Source organism: Mycobacterium sp. Root265 (assembly GCF_001428895.1).
GTDB lineage: Bacteria > Actinomycetota > Actinomycetes > Mycobacteriales > Mycobacteriaceae > Mycobacterium.
The window spans coordinates 515289-538334 of the sequence record NZ_LMJA01000031.1 but is presented as its reverse complement, the minus strand read 5'-3'; the positions used below and the strand labels follow the sequence as shown (position 1 = coordinate 538334).

The window sequence follows — 23046 nt, the reverse complement described above, 5'->3', positions numbered from 1 at the left end:
ATCAGACGCTCGCCCCGTGTGGCAGGGGAGTGCTGATCGAGGCTTCCTCGGCCAGCATGCGCTCCCGAGGTCCCCAGGTTTCGCGGGTGAGAATGGCGGCGATCAGCCCGATGGCCATGTAGCCGCTGAACAGCAGGGCGGGGCCCCACCAGCCGTAGGCCTCGTACAGGAGCGTGGTGATGAAGGGCGTGAAGCCCGAGGCGATCGCGGAGATCTGGTAGGCCAGGGAGGCACCCGAGGAGCGGGTGTTCGCATTGAACAGTTCGGGGAACCACCCGCCCTGCGAGCCGGCCAGCGCGTTCTGGAACACGCCGTAGGCGATGACGAACGTCGCGACGATGAGGATGAAGACACCGGTGTTGACGGTGACGAACATCAGCACGCCGAAAGGTATGCCCAGTGCGCACACCCAGAGGTAGAGCGGGCGGCGTCCGATCTTGTCGGTGAGTTTTGCCCAGGCGAAGGTGGCGAAGATGCCGACCGCCGATGCGATGCACAGGGCGCCGATGGTCTGGGACCTGGTCGCGAGTTCGGCGTTCTTCAGGTAGGACAGCATGTACGTGATGGACACCGCGTAGCCGGCCGTTTCGGCAATGCGAAGGCCGATGCCGCGCAAGATGTTCCGCCAGTCGGTCTTGACCACCTCGATGATGGGCGACTTGATGATGTTGCCCTCGCTCTTGACGTCCTCGAACACCGGGGACTCGGGCACCTTGGCCCGGATGACCAGACCGACGATGACCAGGACGGCGCTGGCCAGGAACGGCACCCGCCACGCCCAGTCGCCACCGAGGTGGATGCTGAAGAAGAACACCAGGTTGGCGATGAGCAGCCCGACCGGGAAGCCGGCCTGGACGATGCCGGTGTAGCGGCCCTTCTTCTTCCACGGGGCGTGCTCGTAGCTCATCAGGATGGCGCCGCCCCACTCGGCACCGAACGCGAGACCTTGGATGATGCGCACGGTCACCAGCAGGATCGGGGCCAGCACGCCGACGGTCTCGTAGGTGGGAAGCAATCCGATCGCGAAGGTCGCAATGCCCATGAGGATCAGCGAGGCGACCAGGACCGGCTTGCGGCCCACCTTGTCGCCGAGGTGGCCGCCGATGATGCCGCCGAGTGGCCTGGCGACGAACCCGACGCCGAGCGTCGCAAACGCGAGCAGGGTCCCCGTCACCGGGCTGGAGTTCGGGAAGAAGGCGGTGCCAAAGTACAGCGCGGCTGCGGTGCCGAACCCGATGAAGTCATAGGTTTCGATGACGGCTCCGACACCGGAGCCGATCGCTACCCGCTTGGCGTCCTTGGTGCCATGCACCGGACCCCGCATCTTCAGAGCGTCGTCGCTCATGGTGGACATCCTTTCAAATCCAGTTCTACCTGGTGTTCCGACTGGCCATTCCGGTCACTGTCGACGGTCAACAGTGCGGTGCGTCACCCAGTGTGAGCACGCCCACAGTGAATGTCAACAGTCAACATCAACCGAATGTTGCCCGTTGACTGTTAACAGTCAACTCGGTTACTGTGTCAGTCATCACAACGCGGGAGGTGACATGACAAGCCGTTTCAGCAGCAGGCTCGGGTGCTCGACCATCAGCTTTCGGCACCAGAATCTGGCTCAGGCGCTGGCGACGATCGCTGGGCTGGGCTTCAGGGAAATCGATCTGGGCGCGCTGCCCGGCGTCTGCGATCACGTGCCGTACGTGCTCGACGAAGCCGCTGTCGACGAGGTGTCCACGACGGTCGCCGCGTCCGGGCTCACGGTCCGATCCATCAACGGCGATATCGGCGACCTGAATGCGCCGCTGGACACAGATCAGCAGCGAGCGCGAGTGCGCCACCTGAACATGCTGGTCGCCCTCGCGTCGGCCACCGGCGCGCGTGCGCTGGTGCTGCCCTGCGGGGCGCTGGCTCACGAACCGGTGTCCACCCTCGACGAGGACCTGGACCTGGTCGCCGACGAACTCACCGCGGCCGCGCACATCGCCGCCGGGGGGCGGGTCGAGCTCTGGACCGAATCCCTGCACTTCCATCGGCTGTGCTGTGACATCGACCGGGCTCAGGCGTTGCACGAACGACTCGACGCCGGGGTGGGCATCGTGATGGATTTCAGCCACATCGTGGCTTCCGGCGGCGACCCGGTGGACTACATCGGACGGATCGGTGCGCGTATCGCGCACGTGCACATCCGCGATGCGGTGCCCGGGAACATCAACCTCTCGGTGGGCAACGGGGCCGTCGACTTCGGCCGCGGACTCAAGGCACTGGCGGACGCCGGTTACACCGGCCACTTCTCCCTGGAGCTGGAGACCCGAGATATCACCCACGACGAACGACCCGCGGCGACAGCCGCCGGCGGCCAACTGATTTCCGAACTGATCTAGAAGGAGACACTGTGAGTATCGAGAAGACCGCCGTCATCACCGGCGCAACCTCCGACAAGGGCATCGGCGCGACCGTCGCCGCACGCTATGCGCGGGAGGGCTGGGCCATCGTCATCCTCGACCTCGACGGCGAAAAGAGCGCCAAGGTCGCCGCCGAGATCGGAAACCAGTACGCGGTACCGGCGTTCGGTTACGGCATCGACGTCACCTCCGAGGAATCGGTCACCAGTGCCTATGACGCCGTCGCCGCTGAGGTCACCGCAGGCAACCTGCCCCCGATCGGCGCGCTGGCCAACATCGCGGGCATCACCTCCCCGGTGCCGTTCCTGGAAACCACCCTGGAACTGTGGAACAAGGTGTTCGCCGTCAACTCGACCGGCACCTACCTCGTCACCCGCGCCTTCCTGCCCGCGATGATCGAGCAGGGCTGGGGCCGCATCGTCAACATGTCCTCGGTGTCCGCGCAGCGCGGTGGCGGCGTGTTCGGCAAGGTGCCCTACTCCTCGGCCAAGGCCGCCATCCTCGGCTTCACCAAGGCGCTGGCCCGCGAGGTCGCCGACAAGGGCGTCACCGTCAATGCCGTCACCCCGGGCGCGGTCGACACCAATATCCGGGTCGGATCCACCGATGAACAGGAGGCCGCGCTGGCTGCCGCCATCCCCGTCGGGCGCACCGCCACCACCGAGGAGATCGCCGCGGTGATCACCTTCCTGTCCAGCGAGGACGCCAGCTACCTGACCGGGACCACCGTTGACATCAACGGCGGCAGCCACATTCACTAGTCGCCTTTCACCTGGATGAGGTCCGTGCCATGACACGTCTGTTCAACGACCCGGCCACGTTCACCGAGGACATGCTCGCCGGCTTCCTGGACGCCAACGCGCATTACGTGGTGGGCGTGCCCGGCGGCGTCGTGCGTGCCACCGAGACACCGGCAGGAAAGGTGGCAGTCGTCGTCGGTGGCGGCTCTGGCCATTACCCCGCCTTCTGCGGGGTGGTCGGGCACGGCTTCGCCGACGGCGCGGTGGTGGGCAACATCTTCACCTCCCCGTCGGCACACGAGGCTGCTTCGGTGGCCCGCGCCGCGCACGGCGACGCGGGCGTGCTGCTCATCACCGGCAATTACGCCGGCGATGTGATGAACTTCGGACTCGCGGTCACTGCGCTGCGGGCCGAGGGCATCGACGCCCGCTACCTGGGGGTCACCGACGATATCGCCAGTGCCGCAGTCGAAGACATCGGCAAGCGGCGCGGTATCGCCGGAGACTTCACGGTGTTCCGGTGTGCCGGCGCGGCGGCCGAGGAGGGTGCCGATCTCGACGGTGTCGAGCGGGTGGCCGTCAAGGCCAACGCGGCGACCCGCACACTGGGCGTGGCGTTCGAGGGGTGCACCATGCCCGGTGCGGGTCGTCCGCTGTTCGTCGTCGCGGACGGCCAGATGGATCTGGGCCTGGGTATCCACGGTGAACCGGGTGTCTCCAGTCATGAGATGCCCACGGCCGCCGAACTCGCCGACCTGTTGGTCGCCGGGGTGCTTGCCGAGAAGCCGGCCGGGTCATCCGGGCGAATCGCGGTGATCCTCAATGGTTTGGGCCGCACCAAATACGAAGAGTTGTTCGTGGTGTGGAAGACAGTGGCGGAGCGGCTCGCCGAATCGGGACACACCGTGGTGTCACCCGAGGTGGGAGAACTGGTCACCAGCCTGGACATGGCGGGCTGCTCGTTGACGGTGATGTGGCTCGACGACGAACTGGAGCGGTTGTGGACGGCGCCGGCCGACACGCCCGCCTATCGCAAGGGCACGGTCACGGCAGGCGCGGGGACCCGGCGTGCCGATGGCGTCGCCGGTGCTGTTGCGCTGCAGACCGTTGAGGGCGACGCGGATTCCCGGCAGGTGGCCGCGATTGTCGCTCAGGGAATTTCAAGGATCGCCGCGCAGATGGTGAATGCCGAGCACGAACTCGGGCGCATCGACGCGGTCGCCGGGGACGGTGACCACGGACGCGGCATGGTCAAGGGCACCACGGCGGCGGCCGGCGCCGCCGCCGTCGCGGTCAACTCGGGCGGCGGTACCAGATCGGTGCTGACCGCGGCCGGCGAAGCGTGGGCGGCGAAGGCCGGCGGCACCTCCGGCGTGCTGTGGGGTGCCGCTCTGTGCGCCGCCGGGACGACGCTGGGCAACCGGGGTGCCCCCGGTGGCCGCGACATCGTCTCGGCACTGCGGGCCGGGCAGGAGGCGCTGGTCGCGCTGGGCCGTGCCGAGCGCGGCGACAAGACCATGCTCGATGCGCTCGGACCCTTCATCGAGTCGTTCGAGGCCGCAGTCGAGGGCGGAACCGGTTGGCGCACAGCCTGGCTGGAATCCGTGGAGACCGCCCAGAAAGCGGCCGCCGAGACGGCCGACCTTCGACCCAAGGTCGGCCGGGCCCGACCACTGGCAGAACGCAGCGTCGGAACCCCCGACGCGGGCGCCACATCACTGGCCATGTGTATTCACACCGTGGCCGAACTGATCGAGGAGACGGCATGACCCTGCGCGTGGTGATCGGTTGCGATGACGCCGGATTGCAGTACAAGGACATCCTGCGCGGTGACCTGGAGTCCGACCCGCGGGTGGATTCCGTGGTCGATGTGGGCGTCGGCCCCGACGAACACACCGCCTACCCGCACGTGGCGGTCACCGCGGCCCGCATGGTGGCCGAGGGGGAAGCCGACCGGGCGCTGCTGATCTGCGGTACGGGCCTGGGAGTGGCCATCGCGGCCAACAAGGTGCCCGGCGTACGCGCGGTCACCGCCCACGACAGCTTCTCGGTCGAACGCGCGGTACTGAGCAACAATGCCCAGGTGCTGTGCTTCGGGCAGCGGGTCGTGGGTGTCGAGTTGGCACGTCGGCTGGCAGCCGAATGGCTGGGCTACCAGTTCGATCCGGCCTCCGCATCGGCGGAGAAGGTCGCCGCGATCTGCGGGTACGAACCGCAGAACGTGTGACGGGGTAGCGGCGTCGGGTCCGCACGGCACGGCTAGGGTTGTGCCGTGTCCGATGACCTCTGGACGGCTGCCACCAGGCACCCGTTCCTCGACGCGGTGCGTGATGGCACCATCACCGATGGTGCCTTCGACAAGTGGCTGCGCCAGGACGCGCTGTTCGTCGCCGATCTGCTGATCTTCCAGTCCCGGCTGCTGGCCCGGGCACCGCGCGGCGCCCAGCAGGTGCTCGTCGGCGGATGCGCCGCCCTGGTGGCCGAGCTGGACTGGTTCGAGGAACAGGCGGTGCGCCGCGGTATCGATCTGGCCGCCGCACCGCTGCCCGCCACGCTGGCCTACCGCGAACTGCTGCAGCGTCTCGACGACGAGCCCCATGACGCCGCCATCACTGCCCTGTGGGTCATCGAGCGGGTCTACCTGCTGGGCTGGACCTCCGCCGCGCCGGCCGCGGCGCCACTGGACGAGTTCGTCGAGCACTGGACGACCCCGGACTTCGCCGGCTATGTCGACGAGCTGGGCGCACTGGCATCACCGGGCGAGCACACCGAACAGGTCGATGCGGTGCTGAAGCTCGAGGTGGCTTTCTGGGATATGGCGCTGGCATGACGCTGTCTGCTCAATTGTGGTCGGAGAACGCCGATATCACCGCCGAGGTTCTGGCCAACCCGTTCGTCCGCGGCATCGGGGACGGCACTCTGCAACGGGAACTGTTCGCCGGTTACATCGCGCAGGACGCGTTCTTCCTCGAATCCTTTGCCCGTGCATACGCTTTGGCGCTGGCGCGCAGTGCCGACACCGCGACGCTGCTGACCTTCGCCGATCTGCTGGCCGGCGTGCGCGAAGAACTGGGCCTGCACGCCGGGTACGCAGCCTCCTGGGGCATCGACATGGCCGGGGTGAAACCCGCGGCCGCCACGCTGGCCTACACCGAGTTTCTGCTGGCGACCGCGGCGACCGGAGGGCTCGGGGTGGTGTGCGCGGCGATGACCCCCTGCATGCGGCTCTATGCCCACATCGGGGCACACCTGGATGCGGGCGCGGCCGGGCCGTACGCACAGTGGGTGCAGACCTATGCCGACCCGGGTTTCGAGGAGATCGCCGCACTGCTGGAACGGCTCCTCGACCAGCACGGCGAGGACAGCCCGGTGATTCGGCAGGCTTACCGGCGCGCGATGCGGCTGGAGCTGGAGTTCTTCAGTGCTGCACTGACGCCCTGACCCGACGGACCTACTGCCTGGCCATCGCCACCCGGAAACGTTCCTCGGCGTCGATGTAGTGATCGGCATCATCGGCGTCTTCGCCGAGGTCGATCTGAACCCAGTTCACCGCTCCGGTGAAGGCACTGGTGTGCGCGGTGTAGTCGGGGCTGACGGTGGTGCCGGTTTCGCGGCCGATGTCGGTGGTCTCGTCGGCGGAGAACACGATGGGCTGTGTCTGCTCGATCCGGCCGGTGCCGACCTCGGTGCCGTCGTGGTAAAGGGTGACGGTCCCGCCCTTGCCCATACCTCCACCGTCGTAGTCGAATTCCATCCGGACCTGGGTCGTCCCAGTGGGGATGGGGGCGGTGCCATCGATGACGTAGGAGTGGATGCCCAGGACGTTGTAGTAGAACTTCGCCCGGCCGTCCTTGGCGTACAGGCTCCACCCGCCGAATCGTCCGCCCTGCGCGATGATCACGCCTTCGGCACCGTCGGCCGGGACCTCCAGCTCGGAGGTGACGGCGAAGGACTTGTTCTTGATGTCCACGACGCTGTTCTCGGTGAGCCGACCCATCCCGCCGAGCAGCAGCTGGGTGTTGCCCTTGATCAGGGTCGGCCGACCGGCGATATCGGGGATCAGCCGCTCGGCCTGGCGATCGTCGAGCGGAAGGACGTTGTACTTCACCGCTTCGATGAGCCAGAGACGTTGCAGCTCATGCAGTTTCTCCGGGTGCCGTTTGGCGAGATCATCGGACTGTGTCCAGTCGGTGCTGCCGTCGTAGAGCTCCCAGACATCATCGTCGAATGCGGGCATGACGGTCCCGCCCATCTCCCAGGGCGTCCGGTGTTTGGTCACCGCGCTCCAGCCCTTGTGATAAATGCCGCGGTTACAGAACATCTCGAAGTACTGCGTCTCGTGCCGCTCCGGTGCCTGCGCGTCATTGAAGCTGTACAGCATGCTGGTGCCCTCGTACGGACTCTGCAGCACGCCGTTGACCATCACCGGTTCCGGGATGCCGGCAGCCTCCAGCACGGTCGGTGCGAGATCGATGACATGGCTGAACTGGTTCCGTACGCCGTCGGTTTCGCCGATACCCGCCGGCCACGACACGATGGTGCCGTTGCGGGTCCCGCCCCAATGGGAGGCCACCTGCTTGGTCCACTGGTACGGCGCGTCCATCGCCCACGCCCAGCCCACCGCGTAATGTCCGTACGACTTCTCGCCGCCGAACTCGTCGAGCTGGGACAGCATGAACTCGGGTGTCTCGATGGCCGCCATACCGTTGAAGTTGGCCATCTCGTTGAACGCGCCCTGCAGGGTGCCCTCTGCGGACGCCCCGTTGTCACCGATGATCAGATAGACCAGGGTGTTGTCCCGCACGGGTTCGAGCGCGTCGAGCAACCGGCCGACGTGGTGGTCGGTGTGTTCCATGAACGCGGCGTATACCTCCATCTCGCGTTCGAGGACCGGCTTCAGCGCGGGATCCATCTCCTCCCAAGCGGGAATCTCGGCGTGGCGTGGTGTGAGAACAGCGTCGGCCGGGATGACGCCGAGTTCCTTCTGACGCTCGAAAGTGATCTCGCGCTGCCGATCCCAGCCGTGTGCGAACTTGCCCTTGTACTTCTCGATCCATTCTGGTGGAACCTGGTGCGGGGCATGGGTGGCGCCGGGGGCGAAGTACATGAAGAACGGTTTGTCCGGCAACAGCGCCTTCTGCTGCCGCGCCCACGCGATGGCCTTGTCGGTCAGGTCTTCGGTCAGGTGGTAGCCCTCGGCCGCGGTCTTCGGCGGCTCGATGGGAGTGGTGCCCTCATAGAGGGCGGGGTCCCACTGGTTGTTCTCACCACCGATGAAGCCGTAGAAGTACTCGAACCCGCCTCCGCCGGTGGGCCAGGCGGTGAACGGTCCCGCGGGACTGGTCTGCCAGACCGGTACCTCATGGCACTTGCCGAATTGTGCTGTCGCGTAACCGTTTAGCTTCAGGGTGAGCGGGAGCGGCGCCTTCGTGTTCGGCAGCACAGAACTGTAGCCGGGTGCTGCCGTGGCGATCTCGGTGATCCCGCCCATCCCCACCGAGTGGTGATTGCGACCGGTGAGCAGCGCCTGGCGGGTCGGCGAGCACAGCGCGGTGGTGTGGAACCGGGTGTACTTCAGGCCACGTTCGGCGAGCCGATCGAAGTTCGGCGTATGGCACGGCCCGCCGAAGGTACTGCTGGCGCCGTAGCCGACATCGTCAATCAGGATCACCACGACATTCGGCGCGCCCTCGGGTGGGCGGATATCCCTGATCGGCGGGTAGCTGGTGTCGGGATCCTTCGCGTCGTAGGTGGTCAGACCCACGTGTGCGACATCGGGGATGGGCAGGACCGTTCGCGCAATCTGATCAGCGGACATGACAAGGTGCCTCCCAGCCGGCTGCGTCTCAACCGCTGACAGGATAGGACCAATGGCACCGCTCCGCCGCGCTTCGACCGACTGGCCTCAGCGCGGGGATGGAACAGCAGCGACGGCCTGAACGAGGGCGTCGCAGAACGCCGGCAGGTCGTCGGGGGAGCGGCTGGTGATCAGATTCCCGTCGACCACCACTTCCTGGTCGACTGTGTTCGCTCCGGCGTTGCGCAGGTCGATGCGAAGGCTGGGATAGGAGGTGACGGTGCGACCCTCGACCACGCCGGCGTCGATCAGCGTCCACGGTCCGTGACAGATGACCGCCACCGGGCGGCCGGACTCCACGAACTGGCGTACGAAAGCCACCGCGGACTCATCGGAGCGCAGCTTGTCGGCGTTGACGGTGCCGCCGGGGATCACCAGGGCATCGAACTCATCTGCGCTGGCACCACCGACCTGGCGATCCACCTGGAAAGTGCCGGCAGGCTCCAGATCATGGTCACGCGCGTCGATCTCGCCGTCATGTATGGACAGCAACTCGATCGCGCCGCCGGCCTTGTCGATGGCATCGCGGGGTTCGGCGAGCTCGCGGCGCTCAACACCGTCGGTGGCGAGGATGGCGATCTTCTTGCCCTGCAGGGCTGTGGGCGTAGCAGTCATGAGAATGGGCTGCCCCGCGGTCTGCGTGCCCAAACATGGCGGCCTTACCCTCGTCCACGAAGCTGACTCAGGTCATTGCAGCGGCGGCCTCGCCGGGTCGGACCGGTCGGCAGGTCGAGGCGATATTGTCATTGTCGGCGGTTCCGGACCACTCGGTGCGCCGGAGCGCGGACAGGGAACGGAGCGGACATGGCGGTGGTGAACGGCCCCTCGGCGCGCGAGGCGAAGCGTCTGCAGACCCGGGAGCGCCTCATGGGTGCCGCGGTCGCCGAGTTCAAGCGGTCCGGGATGGCCGAGGCCGATGTCGCCGCCATCGTGGCCGCCGCCGGCGTGGCTCATGGCACCTTCTTTTTTCACTTCCCCACCAAGGAGCACGTTCTCCTGGAGTTGGAGAAGCGCGAGGAAGACCGAATGGCCAAGCAGTTCGGCCGGTACCTCGGCAGGGGTCATGACCTGGAGTCGGCCCTGTCCGAGGCCGCGCGCCTGGTGCTGGGGCTCGAACGCCGGCTCGGCGACGTCCTGTTCAAGGACTTTCTGGCGCTGCATTTCTCACAGACCCGGCCGGATTCCGAGGACGGCGGTGACCACTCACTGGTGCTGCTGCTGGCCCAGCGCATCGAGCGGGCCCGGTCCGAGGGTGAAGTGGATCCCGAGGTTCAGCCGATCAACAGTGCGGTGTTCTTCCTGTTGTGCCTCTACGCATTGGCGATCACCACCAACGACCCGATGCGCCGCGATCTGCTCGAAGATCTGGTGAAGCGCACCATGCGCAGCGTCGCCGTCGCCGGCTGAGTCGTCGGACGCTACCGCGTCCGGTGCTTGTTCGGCAGTCATTTGCATGACTAGAGTCAGTGAACATGCGACCGTCAGCCGCTTCGGCGACCCTGCCTCTCGATGAACACATGGAGGAGTCCCGGCTGGCCCAGCGCCAAGCGGACCGATGGTTGATCAGTGGCAGCATCCTGATAGGTACCGCCGCGCTGGGGATCTTCGGCCTGCCGCTGTTCCTGCGGGGCGTGTGGCTGCTGCGCCGTGCCCAGCAGAACGGACTGTCGGTGCGGCCGATGATGGTGACCCTGCTCGGGTACCTGGTCATCATCGACGCGGCGATCAACACGGTCGGGTGGGCGCTCGACCTGATCGGCAGTCACACACTGCTGGCCAGGGTGTTGTTGAACGGCTGGGGACACATGTTCGACGCCGGATACTTCTGGCATTTCAACGAACTCTGGGTCGGCGGCGCGTCCGGGCCGGGCGAGAAGGCCATGGAGGTGGGGATGATCCTCACGGTGTTCACCATGCGGATCGCCGCCGCCATCGGCTTCCTGCAGATGAAGCGCTGGGGCCAGCAGTGGATGATCGTCACCTGCTGGATGGGCGTGGTCATCTGGGTGCTTTACGTGTTCAACATGACGATGTTCGCCGACGTCCGGTTCGCGGGCACCATCTTCCCGGTCGTGGGCTGGTGGCTCTACGACATCTTCTACATCACGCCGTTTCTTGCGATCCCGTATCTCCATACGGTGAACCGCGAGATATTCACTGACTGATATCACCCAACCTGTTTCCATATCAGCCCCGAACAGGCAATTCGGCACGAGAAGCTGTGAATACTATTGACTCAAGTCAGTCGCTGAGCTAGAAACAGAAGACCATGACGCCACACCTGAAGCCGACACAGCGTGACGCGCGCCGGCTTCAGACCCGGGAACGCATCCTCGGCGCCGCGATCGCCGAGTTCCAGCGGGCGGGCACGGCCGGCGCCGAGGTGAACACGATCGTGGCTGCGGCCGGGGTCGCGCACGGCACCTTCTACTTCCACTACCCGAGCAAAGAACATGTGTTGCTGGAGTTGGTACGTCGCGAAGAAGCCAGGGTGGCGACGGCTTTCGGCCGTTTCCTCGATCACCGGCATGATCTGCGGAGCGCACTGGCCGAGGTGATCACCCTCGTGATCGGCATCGAGCGCCGCTTCGGCCCAATCTTGTTCAAAGAGATTCTTGCCCTGCACTTCTCGCCGTCGCGGCCCGACCCCGAAGACTGGACCGACCACGCGGTGATCGTGCAACTCGTCCGTGAGATCGAGAGCGCGCGCCGCGACGGCGCTGTGCACCCGGAAGTCGACGCCTTCTACAGCGCCGTGTTCTTCCTGCTCGGCGTCTACGGGGTGCTCACCACCACCGACGACGTCGCCGCCCGAAACACCATGCTCGACAAGCTGGTCTCCTCCGCGGCTCGTGGCCTGGAGATCCGATGAACCCGTCAACGAGGAGGTTCGACCGTGGACTATCTGTGGGAGGTACTGCGCTACGTCGCAGCCTGGGGCGGTACCGGCCTGGTCATCTGGTTCTGGTACTGGATGTTCTCCAATATCGGCACCTTCTGAACCGCGCGCACGTGGGACCGCCGGGGGCCGGCCATGGCTGATCTCGATGACACCTCGGCGATGGCGCTGGAACGCAGTTGCTCGCTCACCGCGGTCGCACTGAGCGAAGAGCGTCGCGCGGGTGTCCGGCTGGTCACCGGGGAACACCGCGGGTTCGGCCTGAACTCGTCGCGCACGTTCATCCACGTGCCCTACCCGCAGCTCGGTGCGGACTGGACACGCCGTTCGCTGACATGCGGTATCGCCCTGCAATGTTCGTCATCCAAGGACCGCGTCGGCGAATACCGGATCGACGAACTGTCGGCACGCGAGATACGCGCCCTGACCCTCGTGGAGGCGGGTGTCTCGCTGGGCTGGATCGCCTCGAGGTGGCCGGGGCTGATGCCCGAATGCGCCCGGCTGCTGCCCGAACTGAAGCCGTCCGACCCGCAGCAGGATGCCCACACGATGATCAGCCGCGCGATCGCGCTGGCCCGCAGCGCCGACGGGCTCACCGTCCACCCGCTGTTGGGGCGGTTGCCCGCGATCTACACGACACCGACAGGACTGGTCGACAAGCTGCGGCGCCAATTCGGCAGGATGCCGTGGACCACGACGCAAAAGCGGATGCCCCGGCCCTACTCGGTACCGGTGGGCGGTGACGGCGGCGTGCGCAACCCGAATCTGCCGCCACCGAGCCGCCCGCAGGACAACGATGTGGATGTCACCCCCGAGCACCGGCCGGGCATCCCGTACCCGGAGTGGAACGCCTGGACGAAACGCTTCCTGCCCGACCACGTGGCGGTTCTGGAACTGGCCCGCGACAGCCGTGTCGATGCCGCGAAGACGGCTTCGGCCGATCTGCGCAAGTGGTTCCAGGAGAACACCCATCGCGCCATGATCAGCCGCCTGGAGGACGGCTCGGATCTCGACATCGACCAGTACGTACGCCATTACGTGGACCTGCGCACCGGGGAAGCCGCCGAGCCACGCCTGTTCCGGGAACTGCTACCCAGCAACCGCGATGTCAGCACAGCGCTGCTGCTGGACGCCAGCTCATCGCTGGGTGTCCACGGGGGCCGGGTGTTCCGGTTGGAACTGGCCTGCGCCGATGCACTGTCGCGGGCGATGACCCAGGCGCGGGAACGGCACGGCATCTTCGTGTTCACCGGCAACACCCGCCATCGCGTGGAAGTGCGCTGCCTCAAGGACTTCCCGGAAGTACGGTTCGTCCCGCCCAGCGGTCTGGGGCTGTCCACCGGCGGCTATACCCGACTCGGCGCGCCCATCCGTCACCTGACCGGCAGGCTGCTCGCACAGCCCTCGGAGCGCCGACTGCTCATCATCATCGGTGACGGGATGATCTCCGATGAAGGTTACGAGGGCCGCTACGCCTGGTCGGATGCCGCGCATGCGGTCGAGGAGGCCAACGACGCCGGCGTGTCCGTCTACTACGTCGGCGTGGGACCGACGCGGGTCGACCCGCTTCCCGAGGTGTTCGGACCCAAACGCTCACAACGGATCCGGCGGATCGAAGAGTTACCCCGTGTGCTGGCGCACGTCCACCGGGAGCTGGTCAATTCATGACATCGGGAGACAGATGAGTAGCGAGACATACTATTCCAACGGCAACGAGGTGCAGCTCTTCGAGCAGGCCTTCACTCGCAAGATTCCGGTCATGCTCACCGGGCCCACCGGCTGCGGGAAGACCCGGTTCGTCGAACACATGGGGTCCCTGCTCGGCCGACCCGTCGTGACCATCAGCTGCCACGACGACCTGACCAGCTCCGATCTCGTCGGCCGCTTCATGGTCACCGGTGGTGACGTGATCTGGACCGACGGACCCCTGACCAGAGCGGTCAAGACCGGGGCCATCTGCTACCTCGACGAGGTCGTCGAGGCGCGCCACGACTCGCTGGCCATCCTGCACTCACTGACCGACCACCGTCGCACCCTCTATCTCGACCGCGCCGACGAAGTCGTCTCGGCACCAGATGAATTCATGCTCGTGTGCTCCTACAATCCGGCCTACCGCAGCTCATTGAAGGAACTCAAGCCGTCCTTCCGGCAGCGTTTCGCGACGCTGCCGATGAGCTACCTGCCACCGGAACGGGAAGCCCAAGCCGTGGTCTCCGAAACGGGTATCGACCCAGCGGCGGCCCGGCGGCTCGTGCAGTGCGCCAACGCCATCCGCACCGCGGATGAAGCCTTCCACTTCGAGCCGCCGTCGACGCGGGTGCTCGTCACCGCCGCCCAGCTAATCGCCGCCGGTGCCGGCGAGTTGGAGGCCGCCGAAGCGTGCATCCTCGCACCATTGAGCACCGACGGAGCCATCAGTGAGGGGCTCCGGGAAATCGCGGCAGCAGGCCTCCTCGCCGCCGACAGACTCTGAGAAGGGATTTCGCCATGGTCGACCAGAAAGAGAAGAAGCGTAAGCGGGCGCTCATCGTGTTCCAGATCGCCATCTACGGCTACCTGCTCACGATGTTCCTCATCCAGCTCTACATGTCATTCGAACGCGGCTGGTGGTATCTGTGAGCCTGGCTGTCGGCGGCTCCGTCAGCCTGGAGGACCACAGCGAGGAGTCCCGGCTCGCCCAGCGGCGAGCCGACAAATGGATGATCGTCGGCGCTGCGCTCATGGGCATGTGGGTACCGGGGCTGATCGGCTTCCCGATCTTCATGCGCGGGGTGTGGCTGCAGCGGCAGGCGGCGCGCGCCGGACTGTCGGTGCGCCCGATGATCGTCACCCTGATCGGCTACCTGGTGCTGATCGACGGAATGCTCAACAGCCTGGGCTGGGCGCTGGACCTGGTCGCCAACCACACCCTGATCAACCGGGTCCTCATGGTGGGCTGGGGCCACATGTTCGACGCCGGATACTTCTGGCACTACAACGAACTGTGGATCGGCGGCGCCGCAGGTCCCGGCGAGAAGGCCATGGTGGCCGGCATGATCATCACCGTCTTCGCCATGCGCTGCGCCGCCGCCATCGGATTCCTGCAGATGAAGCGCTGGGGCCACCAGTGGATGATCGTCACCTGCTGGATGGGTGTCGTGATCTGGAGCGTCTATGTCTTCAACATGACGATGTTCGCCGATGTTCGGTTCGCGGGCGTCATCTTCCCCGTCATCGGCTGGTGGCTCTACGACATCTTCTACATCACCCCGTTCCTCGCGATCCCGTACCTGCACACGGTGAATCGCGAAATCTTCACGGACTGAAGGAGTGACACCGTGACAACACCGCAAGCCGAAACAACCGCCGAAGATCTGCCGCCGGGCACCACGCCCTACTACGCACGGATGCACAAGTACATCAAACGCGCGGTGCTGGTGTGCCTGATCGCGCTCGTCATCGAGGGGGCCTTTACATTGCCGTTCATGGCGGTCTACTACGGCTACCCGACGCTGAGCCTCACCCAGATCTGCAGTGAACTGCTCAAGGTGCGGTACTCCGATGACGCCCTGGAGTGCAAGTTCCCCTATCCGCCGCTGGGGCCGCCGGAAGGCGCCGAGGGCAAGGACACCGCCCGCGATGTCTGGGGCATCCAACCCATCCCGCAGTACGACCGGCTCGGATTCCGCGAGCTGGTCGACCGGTACGAGGCACGCCAGGCCCGGCTCGCCGAGCAAGGTGGCTGAGATGGGCCCGAAACTGCGGGTGATCCAGTGGGCCACCGGCAATGTCGGCACCCATGCATTGGCCGCGGTGCACGACCATCCCGATCTCGAACTCGTCGGTGCCCGGGTGTACAACGAGGCGAAGGCAGGACGCGATATCGGCGACGTCGCCGGAATCGGTGAGATCGGCATCCTGGCCACCACCGATGTCGACGAGATCCTCGCGCTCGAGGCCGACTGTGTGCTCTACATGGCCGAGGGCGAGTGGAATCCACCTGTCGCGCTGGACGATATCTGCCGGCTGCTGGCCTCCGGCAAGAACGTGGTGTCCACCGCCGTCACCGCGTGGATCTATCCGCAGAGCGCCGGCGACGACGTGACGCAGCGGCTGGAGACGGCCTGCCAGGAGGGCCGAAGTTCTTTCCACGCCACCGGAATTCAACCGGGCTGGGCTGCGGAGGTGCTCCCGCTGACGATGTCCGGACTGTTCCGGCACATCGACTCGCTGCTGGTGCAGGAGCTGATGGACTACTCCACCTACAACGTGCCGTTCGTATTGTTCGAGGTGATGGGCTTCGGCAAACCACCCGATGAGCGGGTGCCGATGGACGAGGCGGCGATCGGCGGACTGTCCTTCAAGGCGCCGCTCATGCTGCTGGCGGAGGGCCTTGGCGCGACGATCGACGACTACATCTGGGAGCGCGAGGTGGCGGTCACCGACACGCCGATCGATGTCAAGGCGGGCCGCATCGAAGCGGGAACCGTTTCGGCGCAGCGCTTCTCCTATACTGCGGTGATCGAGGGCAGGCGGGCACTGACCGTCGAACACATCACCCGGCTCGGCGCCGAGCAGGCGCCGGACTGGCCGAACGGGCGAGGCTGGAAGGTGACCGTCGAGGGGGCGCCGTCGATGGTGCTGGAATCGCGGATCGCCATCCACGACGAGGATGACACCGATCAGGGGTGTCTGGGCACTGCGATGCACGCCGTCCACGCGATCGCTCCGGTCTGCGCCGCCGTGCCGGGGATCCGCACCTTTTTGGACCTGCCCACCATCGTTGGCCGCGGCGTGTTGTCGAAAGGCTTGAGGCGATGAGTTATCGGGTGATCCAGTGGATGACCGGTGACGTCGGACAGGTCGGTCTTCGGCATTTCGCCGACAATCCGGTGTTCGATCTCATCGGAGTGCTGGTGCACTCCGCGGAGAAGGTGGGTCTGGATGCCGGCGACATTGTCGGCATCGCTGCGACCGGGGTCACCACCACCGACGATGTCGACGCCGTCCTGGCCCTGGACGCCGACTGCGTGTTCTACACCCCCATCATCATGGACGTCGCCACCGTCTGCCGAATACTGCGTTCCGGCAAGAATGTCGTCACTACCAGCGGGTTCTTCTATCCGTCACCGGATTTCGCGGACGCCGGTGACCAGATCCGCGCCGCCTGCGCCGACGGTGGTACCTCCTTCCACGGCGGCGGCATCCACCCCGGCTACGCCGGTGACGTCCTTCCGCTCACCCTGGCCCGGGTGATGAGCAGGATCGACACCATCCAGGTGTACGAAGTCGTCGACGTCATCAAGGATGCGCCGCTGGACCACATCGACTGGATGGGGTTCGGCAAGGACAAGGACGCATTCCTGACCGAGCCGACGATTCTCGGCCTCGGAGTGCCGTTCTTCGCGCAGTCGATGTACATGATCGCCGACGGCCTCGGCGTCACCATCGACGAGGTGACCGCCGCCGAGATCGACGTCGCGACAGCGCGGGAACCCATTGCGCACGACGAGGGAGCGATCGCGGTGGGCACGGTCGCCGCGCAGCGACACGAATGGACGGCATGGGTGGACGGCCGGCCGTTGATCGTCTTCCACGCCATCTATGTCACCGCGGGGCCGGACAAACTGGATCCGCCGTGGGACTGGGGCGAGACCCGCTACGAGATCGTCATCGACGGAGATCCACCGACCGAACTGACCCTCAAGGGGGTCAACCGGCCGGACGGGACGATGGCCCATCCCGGCTATGACTGGACAGCGATGGGTGCCATCAACACCATCCCCGCGGTATGCGACGCCGCACCGGGCTGGGTCACCCATCTGGGTCTGGGGCTGGTCCGGCCGCGTGGGCTGGTCCGGCCGGCTGGAGATGCGTGACCCGCTGGCCTTTTCAGAACTGGACGCCGCGGGTCAGCGCGCCGTCGACGAGCAAATTCGTCCCCGTGATGAAGCTCGCCGCCTCACTCGACAGGAACACCACCGCGTTGGCCACTTCCTGCGGGGTCGCCATCCGGCCGGTCGGATTGAGGGCCAGTGCGGTGGCGAACAGTTCCGGGTTGTTCTGCTCGATGGACGGCCACACCCCGCCGGGAAAGTAGGTGTTACCCGGGCTGACGGTGTTGGCGCGCACACCCTTTCCGGCGAGCTGATACGCGAGCCCCTGCGTGTAGTGGATGATCGCGGCCTTCATCGTGCCGTACGGTCCCGCCGCGAAGTCCACCTCCCGTCCGGACACGCTGGAGATCGTCACGATCGATCCGGCGCCGGACGCCTCCAGATACGGCAGCGCGGCGTCCACCAGACCCACGGTGCCCATCAGGTCGACCTCGAAGGTGGTGCGCCAGTTCTCCGCCGAGTCCGGGATGGCCAGCGCGCTGACGTTGGCCACCACGCCGTCCAGGCCGCCGAACGCGTCGGCGGTGGCGTCCACCCACGCCGCCAACGTCGCGGTGGCGCCCACGTCGACCGCCGAGCCGAGGGCGTCGCCGCCGAGTTCCTTCTGTGCCTGCGCCACGTCCTCGGAGGTGCGCGCGCAGAACGCAACCTTGGCGCCCTCGGCGATCAGCCCCTCCACCACGGCCCGTCCGATGCCGCGGGTGCCGCCGGTGACCGCGAAGCGCTTGCCGTTGAGTCCGAGATCCATGAGGTGCCTTCCCTAGTACGTGATGGTTCCGAATGACTTTGCCGCTGAGCGCAGTTCGCTGTGTACGCCGCCGTACGCGGCGGCGTTGGGCAGCAGCCGCTTGTCGATCTTGGTCACCGCGCTGTAGTTGGTGTCCACCACGTTGGCGATCGGCGCCAACGAGATCTGGGTGAGCAACTGGTAGGCGTCGAACCGGTCCAGCCCGTACAGCTCGCCCAGCCAGGTGATCATCTCGACCTGCCCCGCGCGCCACGCCTCCTCCAGTGGGCGCCCGGATCCGATGCACATCAGGTGGGTGTCGGTCTCCAGTCGGGGCCAGGCGGGTCCGCCGCCCTTGATCAGTTCGACGATCGCGGTCACGTTCATCGCACCCTCCACTGCGGTGCCGCACGACTCGCCCTCACCCTGGCGGTAGTGACCGTCGCCGAGGGAGAACAGCGCACCCGGCACGTTCACCCGCAGGTAGCAGGTGGCGCCCGCGGTCATCTCCGGGGTGTCCATGTTGCCGCCGAACACATCGGGTACCAGTGAGGTGCGTACCTCCCGGCGGGCGGGCGCGACGCCGACGGTGCCGAGCATCGGGTTGGCGGGCAGTGCCACCTCGAAATTGCTGCCCTTCGCCGAGAACCCGACAGTGCGCGCCGCCGAGTCGTATTCGTAGATCCAGGTGCGTTCGGGTAGCGGATCCTGCAGCGTCGGGCTCACCGGCACGCTGGTCAGCCCGCCGAAGAACGGGATGAGCGTCGACGCGCCCCAGCTGCGCGCCGGCGTCAGATCCACCAGATGCACGGCCAGGGTGTCCCCGGGTTCGGCACCTTCGATCCAGAACGGTCCGGTCTGCGGATTGAGGTCCTCGGTGTCCAGCGCGCTGCTGGCCACATCGTCTGCGCTGGTGATCCGGCCACCGTAGGCGTCCTCGGCCCACAACGTGAGCACCGTGGGCGCCTTGATGCGCAGCACCGGATCGGCGCCGCCGAAGGTGAACGCGAACTGGTCGGGCGACGGGACGAAGGTGATGTGGTCCATCAGGTCATCCTGGTCGCAACGCGCCGTCGCCGCCACACCTGCGACCAAAGCCGTGGCTGGGCAACGGGTTAGGTATCAGGATCTACCGGCGTGTCGATCCGCGACGCCGCCGAGGACCTGTGCGGCGTGGTCATCCAGCCAGGCTTGCTCCACGGCGTCCACAGCGGGCCGCAACTCCTTGTGGAGCGCCAGTCCTCTCGTGCTGATGTACACCCGCACCTTGCGGCGGTCGAATTTGTCGACCTCGCGATACATCAGTGAACGGGACACCAGTTTGTCGACGACCCGCGTTTGGGTGGGGCCCGCGATCATCGTCGCCGATTGCAACTCGGCCATGGTGAGGCCGTCGGCGCCGGCCAGAACATCGATGACGAGCCAGTGGTCGATCCCGAGGTCGGCGCGTTGCAGTTCGGCTTCGAGGTCGTTGCCGAGTCGGCGTGCCGCGCGGAGCATCACGACCGTCACCGAACTGTCCGCTCGGCCGCGGGGAGACGGACTCGACATGACAGACATCTCCTTGCGTCTTGCCGACCGCGCCCACAACGCGCGATACTTCCAGTTGGAAACGATAGCAGCCGATCGCTCGATGGCACAGGTGAGGACAGGCAGATGGCGGGCTCGCACCCGGCAGGTACCGACGCCGAACGGTGGCGGTTGGCCATGGTGGTTCCCCTGCAAGGGCCCGGGGGAGTGTTCGGCCCCTCCTGCGAGGCGGTCGGTCAGCTGGCCGCCCACGACCTGAACGCCGCTGGTGGGGTGCTCGGCCGCGAGGTGCACATAGAGGTCGTGGACGGTGGGGCGGAGCCCGCTGCGGTCGCGCACCGTGTCGACGAACTTGTCTCCGATGGACGGATCGACGCGGTCACCGGCTGGCACATCTCGTCGGTGCGCAACGCCTTGGCGCCCGTGGTGGCCGCTCGCGTCCCCTATGCATATCCGGCGTTGTACGAGGGCGGCGAGCATCGTCGCGACATCTATTGCTGCGGCGAGACCCCCGATGGTCAGATCGAGCCGGCGCTGCGCTGGCTGCGGGACAACCTCGGTATCCGGCGGTGGTTCATCGTCGGTGACGACTACGTGTGGCCGCGATCCTCGATGGCATCGGTACGCCGATACGCCGGCGAGCTGAACCTGGACATCGTCGGGGGGCGGTTCGTCGACCTCGGTCGCGCCGATATGGCAGAGGTCGTACGTGCCGCGCTGGGCTCGGGTTGCGAGGCCGTGCTGATGCTGCTCGTCGGCCACGACGCGGTGGAGTTCAACCGTGCCTGCGCGGCGCAGGGTGCAGACGAGTCGTTCGTGCGATTCAGTCCCCTGATGGACGAGAGCATGCTGCTGGCCAGTGGTGACGGCGCCACGCGGCGGTTGTTCGTGGCAGCCTCGTACTTTCGGTCGATGATCGGGGCCGGCTCGATGGAGCTTCTCGACCGTTATCTCGACCTGCACGGGCCCGGCGCGCCGCCGCTCAGTGGTATAGCCGAATCATGTTATGAGGGAACGCAGCTGCTCGCCAAACTGATTCATCGAACCGGGCGCCTGACGGACCTGCCGGCAGCAGATGGCATGGCATACGAGAGCCCTCGCGGCACGGTCGAGTTTCATCCGGACTCGACGGTGCAGCCGGTGCATCTGGCCGTCGCTGACGGATTCGATTTCGACGTGCTGACCACGCTCGCTCGGCACTAACGCTGTGAGGTAGGCGTTTTCGCTCTTGACACTGTGTCGCCCGTCACTTAGTTTCATTTGGAGATAAACCAAATGAAATCAACTGGGAGGTGCCGGATGAACAACGTCGGATTGCTCTACGTCGGCGCGGTGCTTTTCGTGAACGGCCTGATGCTCCTGGGTCGGGTGCCCGCACGATCGGCGGCTGTGCTCAACCTGTTCGTCGGCGCACTTCAATGTGTCGTGCCCACCGTGATGCTCATCCAGAACCCGGGGGACCCGGTCGCCGTGCTCGCGGCCTCCGGTCTGTACCTGTTCGGATTCACGTATCTCTATGTGGGAATCGTCAACCTGGCCGGCCTGGAACCCGAAGGACTGGGGTGGTTCTCGCTGTTCGTGTCCGGCGCTGCAGTGGTGTACTCGGCATTGTCCTTCACGCTGTCCGCCGACCCCGTGTTCGGCGTCATCTGGCTGTCATGGGCCTTGCTGTGGTTCCTGTTCTTCCTGGTGCTAGGCCTACGTCGCGACGATCTGACCCGTTTCACGGGTTGGGCGGTCACACTTCTCAGCCTGCCTACGTGCGCGCTGCCGGCGTTTATGGCGCTCACCGGGGCCTACCGGACGTCGGGTCTCATCGCCACAGCATGGGCTGTGGGCCTCGCGGCGCTCCTCGTCCTGGCCAAGTTCCTCAGCTCCACCTTCCGGGAGACCTCCGCCGTCTCCCGGCCCGTATACGGCTGAAATAACCGAAGCCATTGCATCCCTTGCTGTTCCAAACCAACCAGAAGGAGAAAATCATGCGTCACGGTGACATCTCATCCAGCCCGGACACCGTTGGGGTGGCAGTGGTGAACTACAAAATGCCCAGACTCCACACCAAGGAAGAAGTGCTCGACAACGCCCGCAAGATCGCGGACATGGTCATCGGCATGAAGTCCGGGTTGCCCGGCATGGATCTGGTTGTCTTTCCCGAGTATTCGACTCAGGGCATCATGTACGACCCTGACGAGATGTATGCCACCGCCGCGAGCATTCCCGGTGATGAGACCGACATCTTCGCCGCCGCGTGCCGCAAGGCGAAGACCTGGGGTGTCTTCTCCATCACCGGTGAGCGACACGAGGACCATCCGAACAAGCCGCCGTACAACACCCTGGTGCTGATCGACGACAGCGGCGAGATCGTCCAGAAGTACCGCAAGATCCTGCCGTGGTGCCCCATCGAGGGTTGGTACCCCGGCGACACCACGTATGTCACGCAGGGGCCCAAGGGTATGAAGATCTCGCTGATCATCTGCGATGACGGTAATTACCCGGAGATCTGGCGCGACTGCGCGATGAAGGGCGCCGAACTGATCGTCCGGTGCCAGGGCTACATGTACCCGGCAAAGGACCAGCAGGTCTTGATGGCCAAGGCCATGGCGTGGGCCAACAATTGCTATGTGGCGGTGGCCAACGCGGCTGGATTCGACGGTGTCTACTCGTATTTCGGTCACTCGGCGGTCATCGGTTTCGACGGTCGCACGCTGGGCGAGACCGGTGAGGAGGAATACGGCATTCAGTTTGCGCAGCTGTCGTTGTCGGCGATCCGTGACGCACGGCAGAACGATCAGTCGCAGAACCACCTCTTCAAACTGCTGCATCGCGGCTATTCCGGCGTGCATGCTGCAGGCGACGGTGACAAAGGAGTGGCCGACTGCCCCTTCGAGTTTTACAAGCTCTGGGTGACCGACGCGCAGAAGGCGCAGGAAGTCGTCGAATCGATCACTCGAGACACCGTGGGCGTCGCCGAATGCCGGGTGGGCAACCTGCCGGTCGAGCAGACCGCCGAGGCGTAAG

The 23046-nt window shown here is 65.9% G+C and carries 25 protein-coding genes; 19 read left to right on the top strand and 6 right to left on the bottom strand.

The features are described 5' to 3' along the window. Window position 1 precedes the first annotated feature (1 nt). Window positions 2-1345 carry an MFS transporter gene (locus ASE48_RS28410; protein WP_057170732.1) on the bottom strand — a complete coding sequence of 448 codons (1344 nt, stop codon included), beginning with the start codon at window positions 1343-1345 and terminating at the stop codon, window positions 2-4. Between the two features lie 202 nt (window positions 1346-1547). On the opposite strand from ASE48_RS28410, the gene ASE48_RS28405 reads away from it, so the two are divergent. Genes ASE48_RS28405 through ASE48_RS28380 form a run of 6 tightly spaced genes read left to right on the top strand, consistent with a single transcriptional unit; the run spans window position 1548 to window position 6580 of the window. Then, window positions 1548-2378 (top strand): sugar phosphate isomerase/epimerase family protein, encoded by an 831-nt coding sequence (locus ASE48_RS28405; protein WP_057170485.1) that lies wholly within the window; start codon window positions 1548-1550, stop codon window positions 2376-2378. An 11-nt stretch (window positions 2379-2389) separates the two neighbouring features. After that, window positions 2390-3160, top strand: a complete 771-nt coding sequence (locus ASE48_RS28400; protein ID WP_057170484.1) for an SDR family NAD(P)-dependent oxidoreductase — start codon at window positions 2390-2392, stop codon at window positions 3158-3160. Between the two features lie 29 nt (window positions 3161-3189). Continuing rightward, window positions 3190-4908: a dihydroxyacetone kinase family protein gene (locus ASE48_RS28395; RefSeq protein WP_057170483.1), complete on the top strand. Its 1719-nt coding sequence runs from the start codon at window positions 3190-3192 to the stop codon at window positions 4906-4908. Next, window positions 4905-5366, top strand: coding sequence for a ribose-5-phosphate isomerase (locus ASE48_RS28390; RefSeq protein ID WP_057170482.1), 462 nt, complete (start codon window positions 4905-4907; stop codon window positions 5364-5366). The genes ASE48_RS28395 and ASE48_RS28390 overlap by 4 nt, the downstream gene beginning before the upstream one ends. 45 nt (window positions 5367-5411) lie before the next feature. After that, window positions 5412-5969 (top strand): TenA family transcriptional regulator, encoded by a 558-nt coding sequence (locus ASE48_RS28385; RefSeq protein WP_057170481.1) that lies wholly within the window; start codon window positions 5412-5414, stop codon window positions 5967-5969. Further along, window positions 5966-6580 (top strand): TenA family protein, encoded by a 615-nt coding sequence (locus tag ASE48_RS28380; protein WP_057170480.1) that lies wholly within the window; start codon window positions 5966-5968, stop codon window positions 6578-6580. Before ASE48_RS28385 ends, ASE48_RS28380 begins: the two co-directional genes overlap by 4 nt. Before the next feature lie 10 nt (window positions 6581-6590). Here the strand turns inward: ASE48_RS28380 and ASE48_RS28375 are convergent, their stop codons facing one another. Next, window positions 6591-8957, bottom strand: a complete 2367-nt coding sequence (locus tag ASE48_RS28375) for an arylsulfatase (RefSeq protein ID WP_057170479.1) — start codon at window positions 8955-8957, stop codon at window positions 6591-6593. A gap of 87 nt (window positions 8958-9044) precedes the next feature. Then, window positions 9045-9611 (bottom strand): type 1 glutamine amidotransferase domain-containing protein, encoded by a 567-nt coding sequence (locus ASE48_RS28370; RefSeq protein WP_057170478.1) that lies wholly within the window; start codon window positions 9609-9611, stop codon window positions 9045-9047. A gap of 189 nt (window positions 9612-9800) precedes the next feature. On the opposite strand from ASE48_RS28370, the gene ASE48_RS28365 reads away from it, so the two are divergent. The 10 genes from ASE48_RS28365 (at window position 9801) to ASE48_RS28325 (ending at window position 17753) form a co-directional block, all read left to right on the top strand. Further along, window positions 9801-10403 (top strand): TetR/AcrR family transcriptional regulator, encoded by a 603-nt coding sequence (locus ASE48_RS28365; RefSeq protein WP_057170477.1) that lies wholly within the window; start codon window positions 9801-9803, stop codon window positions 10401-10403. Window positions 10404-10468: 65 nt separating this feature from the next. Then, window positions 10469-11161 carry a hypothetical protein gene (locus tag ASE48_RS28360; RefSeq protein WP_057170731.1) on the top strand — a complete coding sequence of 231 codons (693 nt, stop codon included), beginning with the start codon at window positions 10469-10471 and terminating at the stop codon, window positions 11159-11161. Window positions 11162-11265: 104 nt separating this feature from the next. Further along, complete coding sequence (locus tag ASE48_RS28355) at window positions 11266-11868, top strand: TetR/AcrR family transcriptional regulator (RefSeq protein ID WP_057170476.1); 603 nt, start codon at window positions 11266-11268, stop codon at window positions 11866-11868. 162 nt (window positions 11869-12030) lie between these two features. Further along, the gene (locus tag ASE48_RS28350) at window positions 12031-13563 is read left to right on the top strand and encodes a nitric oxide reductase activation protein NorD (RefSeq protein WP_057170475.1); all 1533 of its coding nucleotides are present in this window, start codon (window positions 12031-12033) and stop codon (window positions 13561-13563) included. A gap of 13 nt (window positions 13564-13576) precedes the next feature. Beyond that, complete coding sequence (locus ASE48_RS28345; RefSeq protein WP_057170474.1) at window positions 13577-14368, top strand: CbbQ/NirQ/NorQ/GpvN family protein; 792 nt, start codon at window positions 13577-13579, stop codon at window positions 14366-14368. 14 nt (window positions 14369-14382) lie between these two features. Then, on the top strand, window positions 14383-14514 hold the full coding sequence (locus ASE48_RS33720; RefSeq protein WP_255419436.1) for a hypothetical protein: 132 nt from the start codon (window positions 14383-14385) through the stop codon (window positions 14512-14514). Beyond that, window positions 14511-15200, top strand: a complete 690-nt coding sequence (locus ASE48_RS28340) for a hypothetical protein (RefSeq protein WP_442928774.1) — start codon at window positions 14511-14513, stop codon at window positions 15198-15200. Before ASE48_RS33720 ends, ASE48_RS28340 begins: the two co-directional genes overlap by 4 nt. 81 nt (window positions 15201-15281) lie before the next feature. After that, window positions 15282-15620: a hypothetical protein gene (locus ASE48_RS28335; protein WP_082614513.1), complete on the top strand. Its 339-nt coding sequence runs from the start codon at window positions 15282-15284 to the stop codon at window positions 15618-15620. A 1-nt stretch (window position 15621) separates the two neighbouring features. After that, window positions 15622-16695 carry an NAD(P)H-dependent amine dehydrogenase family protein gene (locus tag ASE48_RS28330; RefSeq protein WP_057170730.1) on the top strand — a complete coding sequence of 358 codons (1074 nt, stop codon included), beginning with the start codon at window positions 15622-15624 and terminating at the stop codon, window positions 16693-16695. Further along, a complete protein-coding gene (locus ASE48_RS28325) occupies window positions 16692-17753 on the top strand; it encodes an NAD(P)H-dependent amine dehydrogenase family protein (RefSeq protein ID WP_057170471.1) in 1062 nt (353 codons plus the stop codon). Before ASE48_RS28330 ends, ASE48_RS28325 begins: the two co-directional genes overlap by 4 nt. Before the next feature lie 13 nt (window positions 17754-17766). Here the strand turns inward: ASE48_RS28325 and ASE48_RS28320 are convergent, their stop codons facing one another. The 3 genes from ASE48_RS28320 to ASE48_RS28310 all read right to left on the bottom strand — a co-directional run bounded on the left by ASE48_RS28320 (window position 17767) and on the right by ASE48_RS28310 (window position 20049). Beyond that, window positions 17767-18519 carry an SDR family NAD(P)-dependent oxidoreductase gene (locus tag ASE48_RS28320; RefSeq protein ID WP_057170470.1) on the bottom strand — a complete coding sequence of 251 codons (753 nt, stop codon included), beginning with the start codon at window positions 18517-18519 and terminating at the stop codon, window positions 17767-17769. A gap of 12 nt (window positions 18520-18531) precedes the next feature. Further along, window positions 18532-19545 (bottom strand): acetamidase/formamidase family protein, encoded by a 1014-nt coding sequence (locus ASE48_RS28315; RefSeq protein WP_057170729.1) that lies wholly within the window; start codon window positions 19543-19545, stop codon window positions 18532-18534. A 75-nt stretch (window positions 19546-19620) separates the two neighbouring features. Further along, window positions 19621-20049, bottom strand: a complete 429-nt coding sequence (locus tag ASE48_RS28310) for a MarR family winged helix-turn-helix transcriptional regulator (RefSeq protein WP_057170469.1) — start codon at window positions 20047-20049, stop codon at window positions 19621-19623. A gap of 105 nt (window positions 20050-20154) precedes the next feature. Between ASE48_RS28310 and ASE48_RS28305 the strand changes: the two genes are divergently transcribed. The 3 genes from ASE48_RS28305 (at window position 20155) to ASE48_RS28295 (ending at window position 23045) form a co-directional block, all read left to right on the top strand. Continuing rightward, entirely contained in the window at window positions 20155-21231 is a 1077-nt protein-coding gene (locus tag ASE48_RS28305; protein ID WP_057170468.1) for a substrate-binding domain-containing protein, read from the top strand. A gap of 96 nt (window positions 21232-21327) precedes the next feature. Beyond that, entirely contained in the window at window positions 21328-21951 is a 624-nt protein-coding gene (locus tag ASE48_RS28300) for an AmiS/UreI family transporter (RefSeq protein WP_082614473.1), read from the top strand. Between the two features lie 56 nt (window positions 21952-22007). After that, window positions 22008-23045: an aliphatic amidase gene (locus ASE48_RS28295; RefSeq protein WP_057170728.1), complete on the top strand. Its 1038-nt coding sequence runs from the start codon at window positions 22008-22010 to the stop codon at window positions 23043-23045. Window position 23046 lies beyond the last annotated feature (1 nt).

Excerpts from the sequence above, each read along its gene's own strand:
- ASE48_RS28405 (WP_057170485.1), top strand. The coding sequence starts at position 1,548 with ATGACAAGCCGTTTCAGCAGCAGGCTCGGGTGCTCGACCATCAGCTTT.
- ASE48_RS28395 (WP_057170483.1), top strand. The coding sequence starts at position 3,190 with ATGACACGTCTGTTCAACGACCCGGCCACGTTCACCGAGGACATGCTC.
- ASE48_RS28360 (WP_057170731.1), top strand. The coding sequence starts at position 10,469 with ATGCGACCGTCAGCCGCTTCGGCGACCCTGCCTCTCGATGAACACATG.
- ASE48_RS28305 (WP_057170468.1), top strand. The coding sequence starts at position 20,155 with ATGGCGGGCTCGCACCCGGCAGGTACCGACGCCGAACGGTGGCGGTTG.
- ASE48_RS28370 (WP_057170478.1), bottom strand. The coding sequence starts at position 9,611 with ATGACTGCTACGCCCACAGCCCTGCAGGGCAAGAAGATCGCCATCCTC.
- ASE48_RS28410 (WP_057170732.1), bottom strand. The coding sequence starts at position 1,345 with ATGAGCGACGACGCTCTGAAGATGCGGGGTCCGGTGCATGGCACCAAG.
- ASE48_RS28355 (WP_057170476.1), top strand. The coding sequence starts at position 11,266 with ATGACGCCACACCTGAAGCCGACACAGCGTGACGCGCGCCGGCTTCAG.
- ASE48_RS28335 (WP_082614513.1), top strand. The coding sequence starts at position 15,282 with ATGCACAAGTACATCAAACGCGCGGTGCTGGTGTGCCTGATCGCGCTC.
- ASE48_RS28380 (WP_057170480.1), top strand. The coding sequence starts at position 5,966 with ATGACGCTGTCTGCTCAATTGTGGTCGGAGAACGCCGATATCACCGCC.
- ASE48_RS28320 (WP_057170470.1), bottom strand. The coding sequence starts at position 18,519 with ATGGATCTCGGACTCAACGGCAAGCGCTTCGCGGTCACCGGCGGCACC.
- ASE48_RS28325 (WP_057170471.1), top strand. The coding sequence starts at position 16,692 with ATGAGTTATCGGGTGATCCAGTGGATGACCGGTGACGTCGGACAGGTC.
- ASE48_RS28315 (WP_057170729.1), bottom strand. The coding sequence starts at position 19,545 with ATGGACCACATCACCTTCGTCCCGTCGCCCGACCAGTTCGCGTTCACC.
- ASE48_RS28330 (WP_057170730.1), top strand. The coding sequence starts at position 15,622 with ATGGGCCCGAAACTGCGGGTGATCCAGTGGGCCACCGGCAATGTCGGC.
- ASE48_RS28310 (WP_057170469.1), bottom strand. The coding sequence starts at position 20,049 with ATGTCGAGTCCGTCTCCCCGCGGCCGAGCGGACAGTTCGGTGACGGTC.
- ASE48_RS28295 (WP_057170728.1), top strand. The coding sequence starts at position 22,008 with ATGCGTCACGGTGACATCTCATCCAGCCCGGACACCGTTGGGGTGGCA.
- ASE48_RS28350 (WP_057170475.1), top strand. The coding sequence starts at position 12,031 with ATGGCTGATCTCGATGACACCTCGGCGATGGCGCTGGAACGCAGTTGC.
- ASE48_RS33720 (WP_255419436.1), top strand. The coding sequence starts at position 14,383 with ATGGTCGACCAGAAAGAGAAGAAGCGTAAGCGGGCGCTCATCGTGTTC.
- ASE48_RS28390 (WP_057170482.1), top strand. The coding sequence starts at position 4,905 with ATGACCCTGCGCGTGGTGATCGGTTGCGATGACGCCGGATTGCAGTAC.
- ASE48_RS28365 (WP_057170477.1), top strand. The coding sequence starts at position 9,801 with ATGGCGGTGGTGAACGGCCCCTCGGCGCGCGAGGCGAAGCGTCTGCAG.
- ASE48_RS28375 (WP_057170479.1), bottom strand. The coding sequence starts at position 8,957 with ATGTCCGCTGATCAGATTGCGCGAACGGTCCTGCCCATCCCCGATGTC.
- ASE48_RS28300 (WP_082614473.1), top strand. The coding sequence starts at position 21,328 with ATGAACAACGTCGGATTGCTCTACGTCGGCGCGGTGCTTTTCGTGAAC.
- ASE48_RS28345 (WP_057170474.1), top strand. The coding sequence starts at position 13,577 with ATGAGTAGCGAGACATACTATTCCAACGGCAACGAGGTGCAGCTCTTC.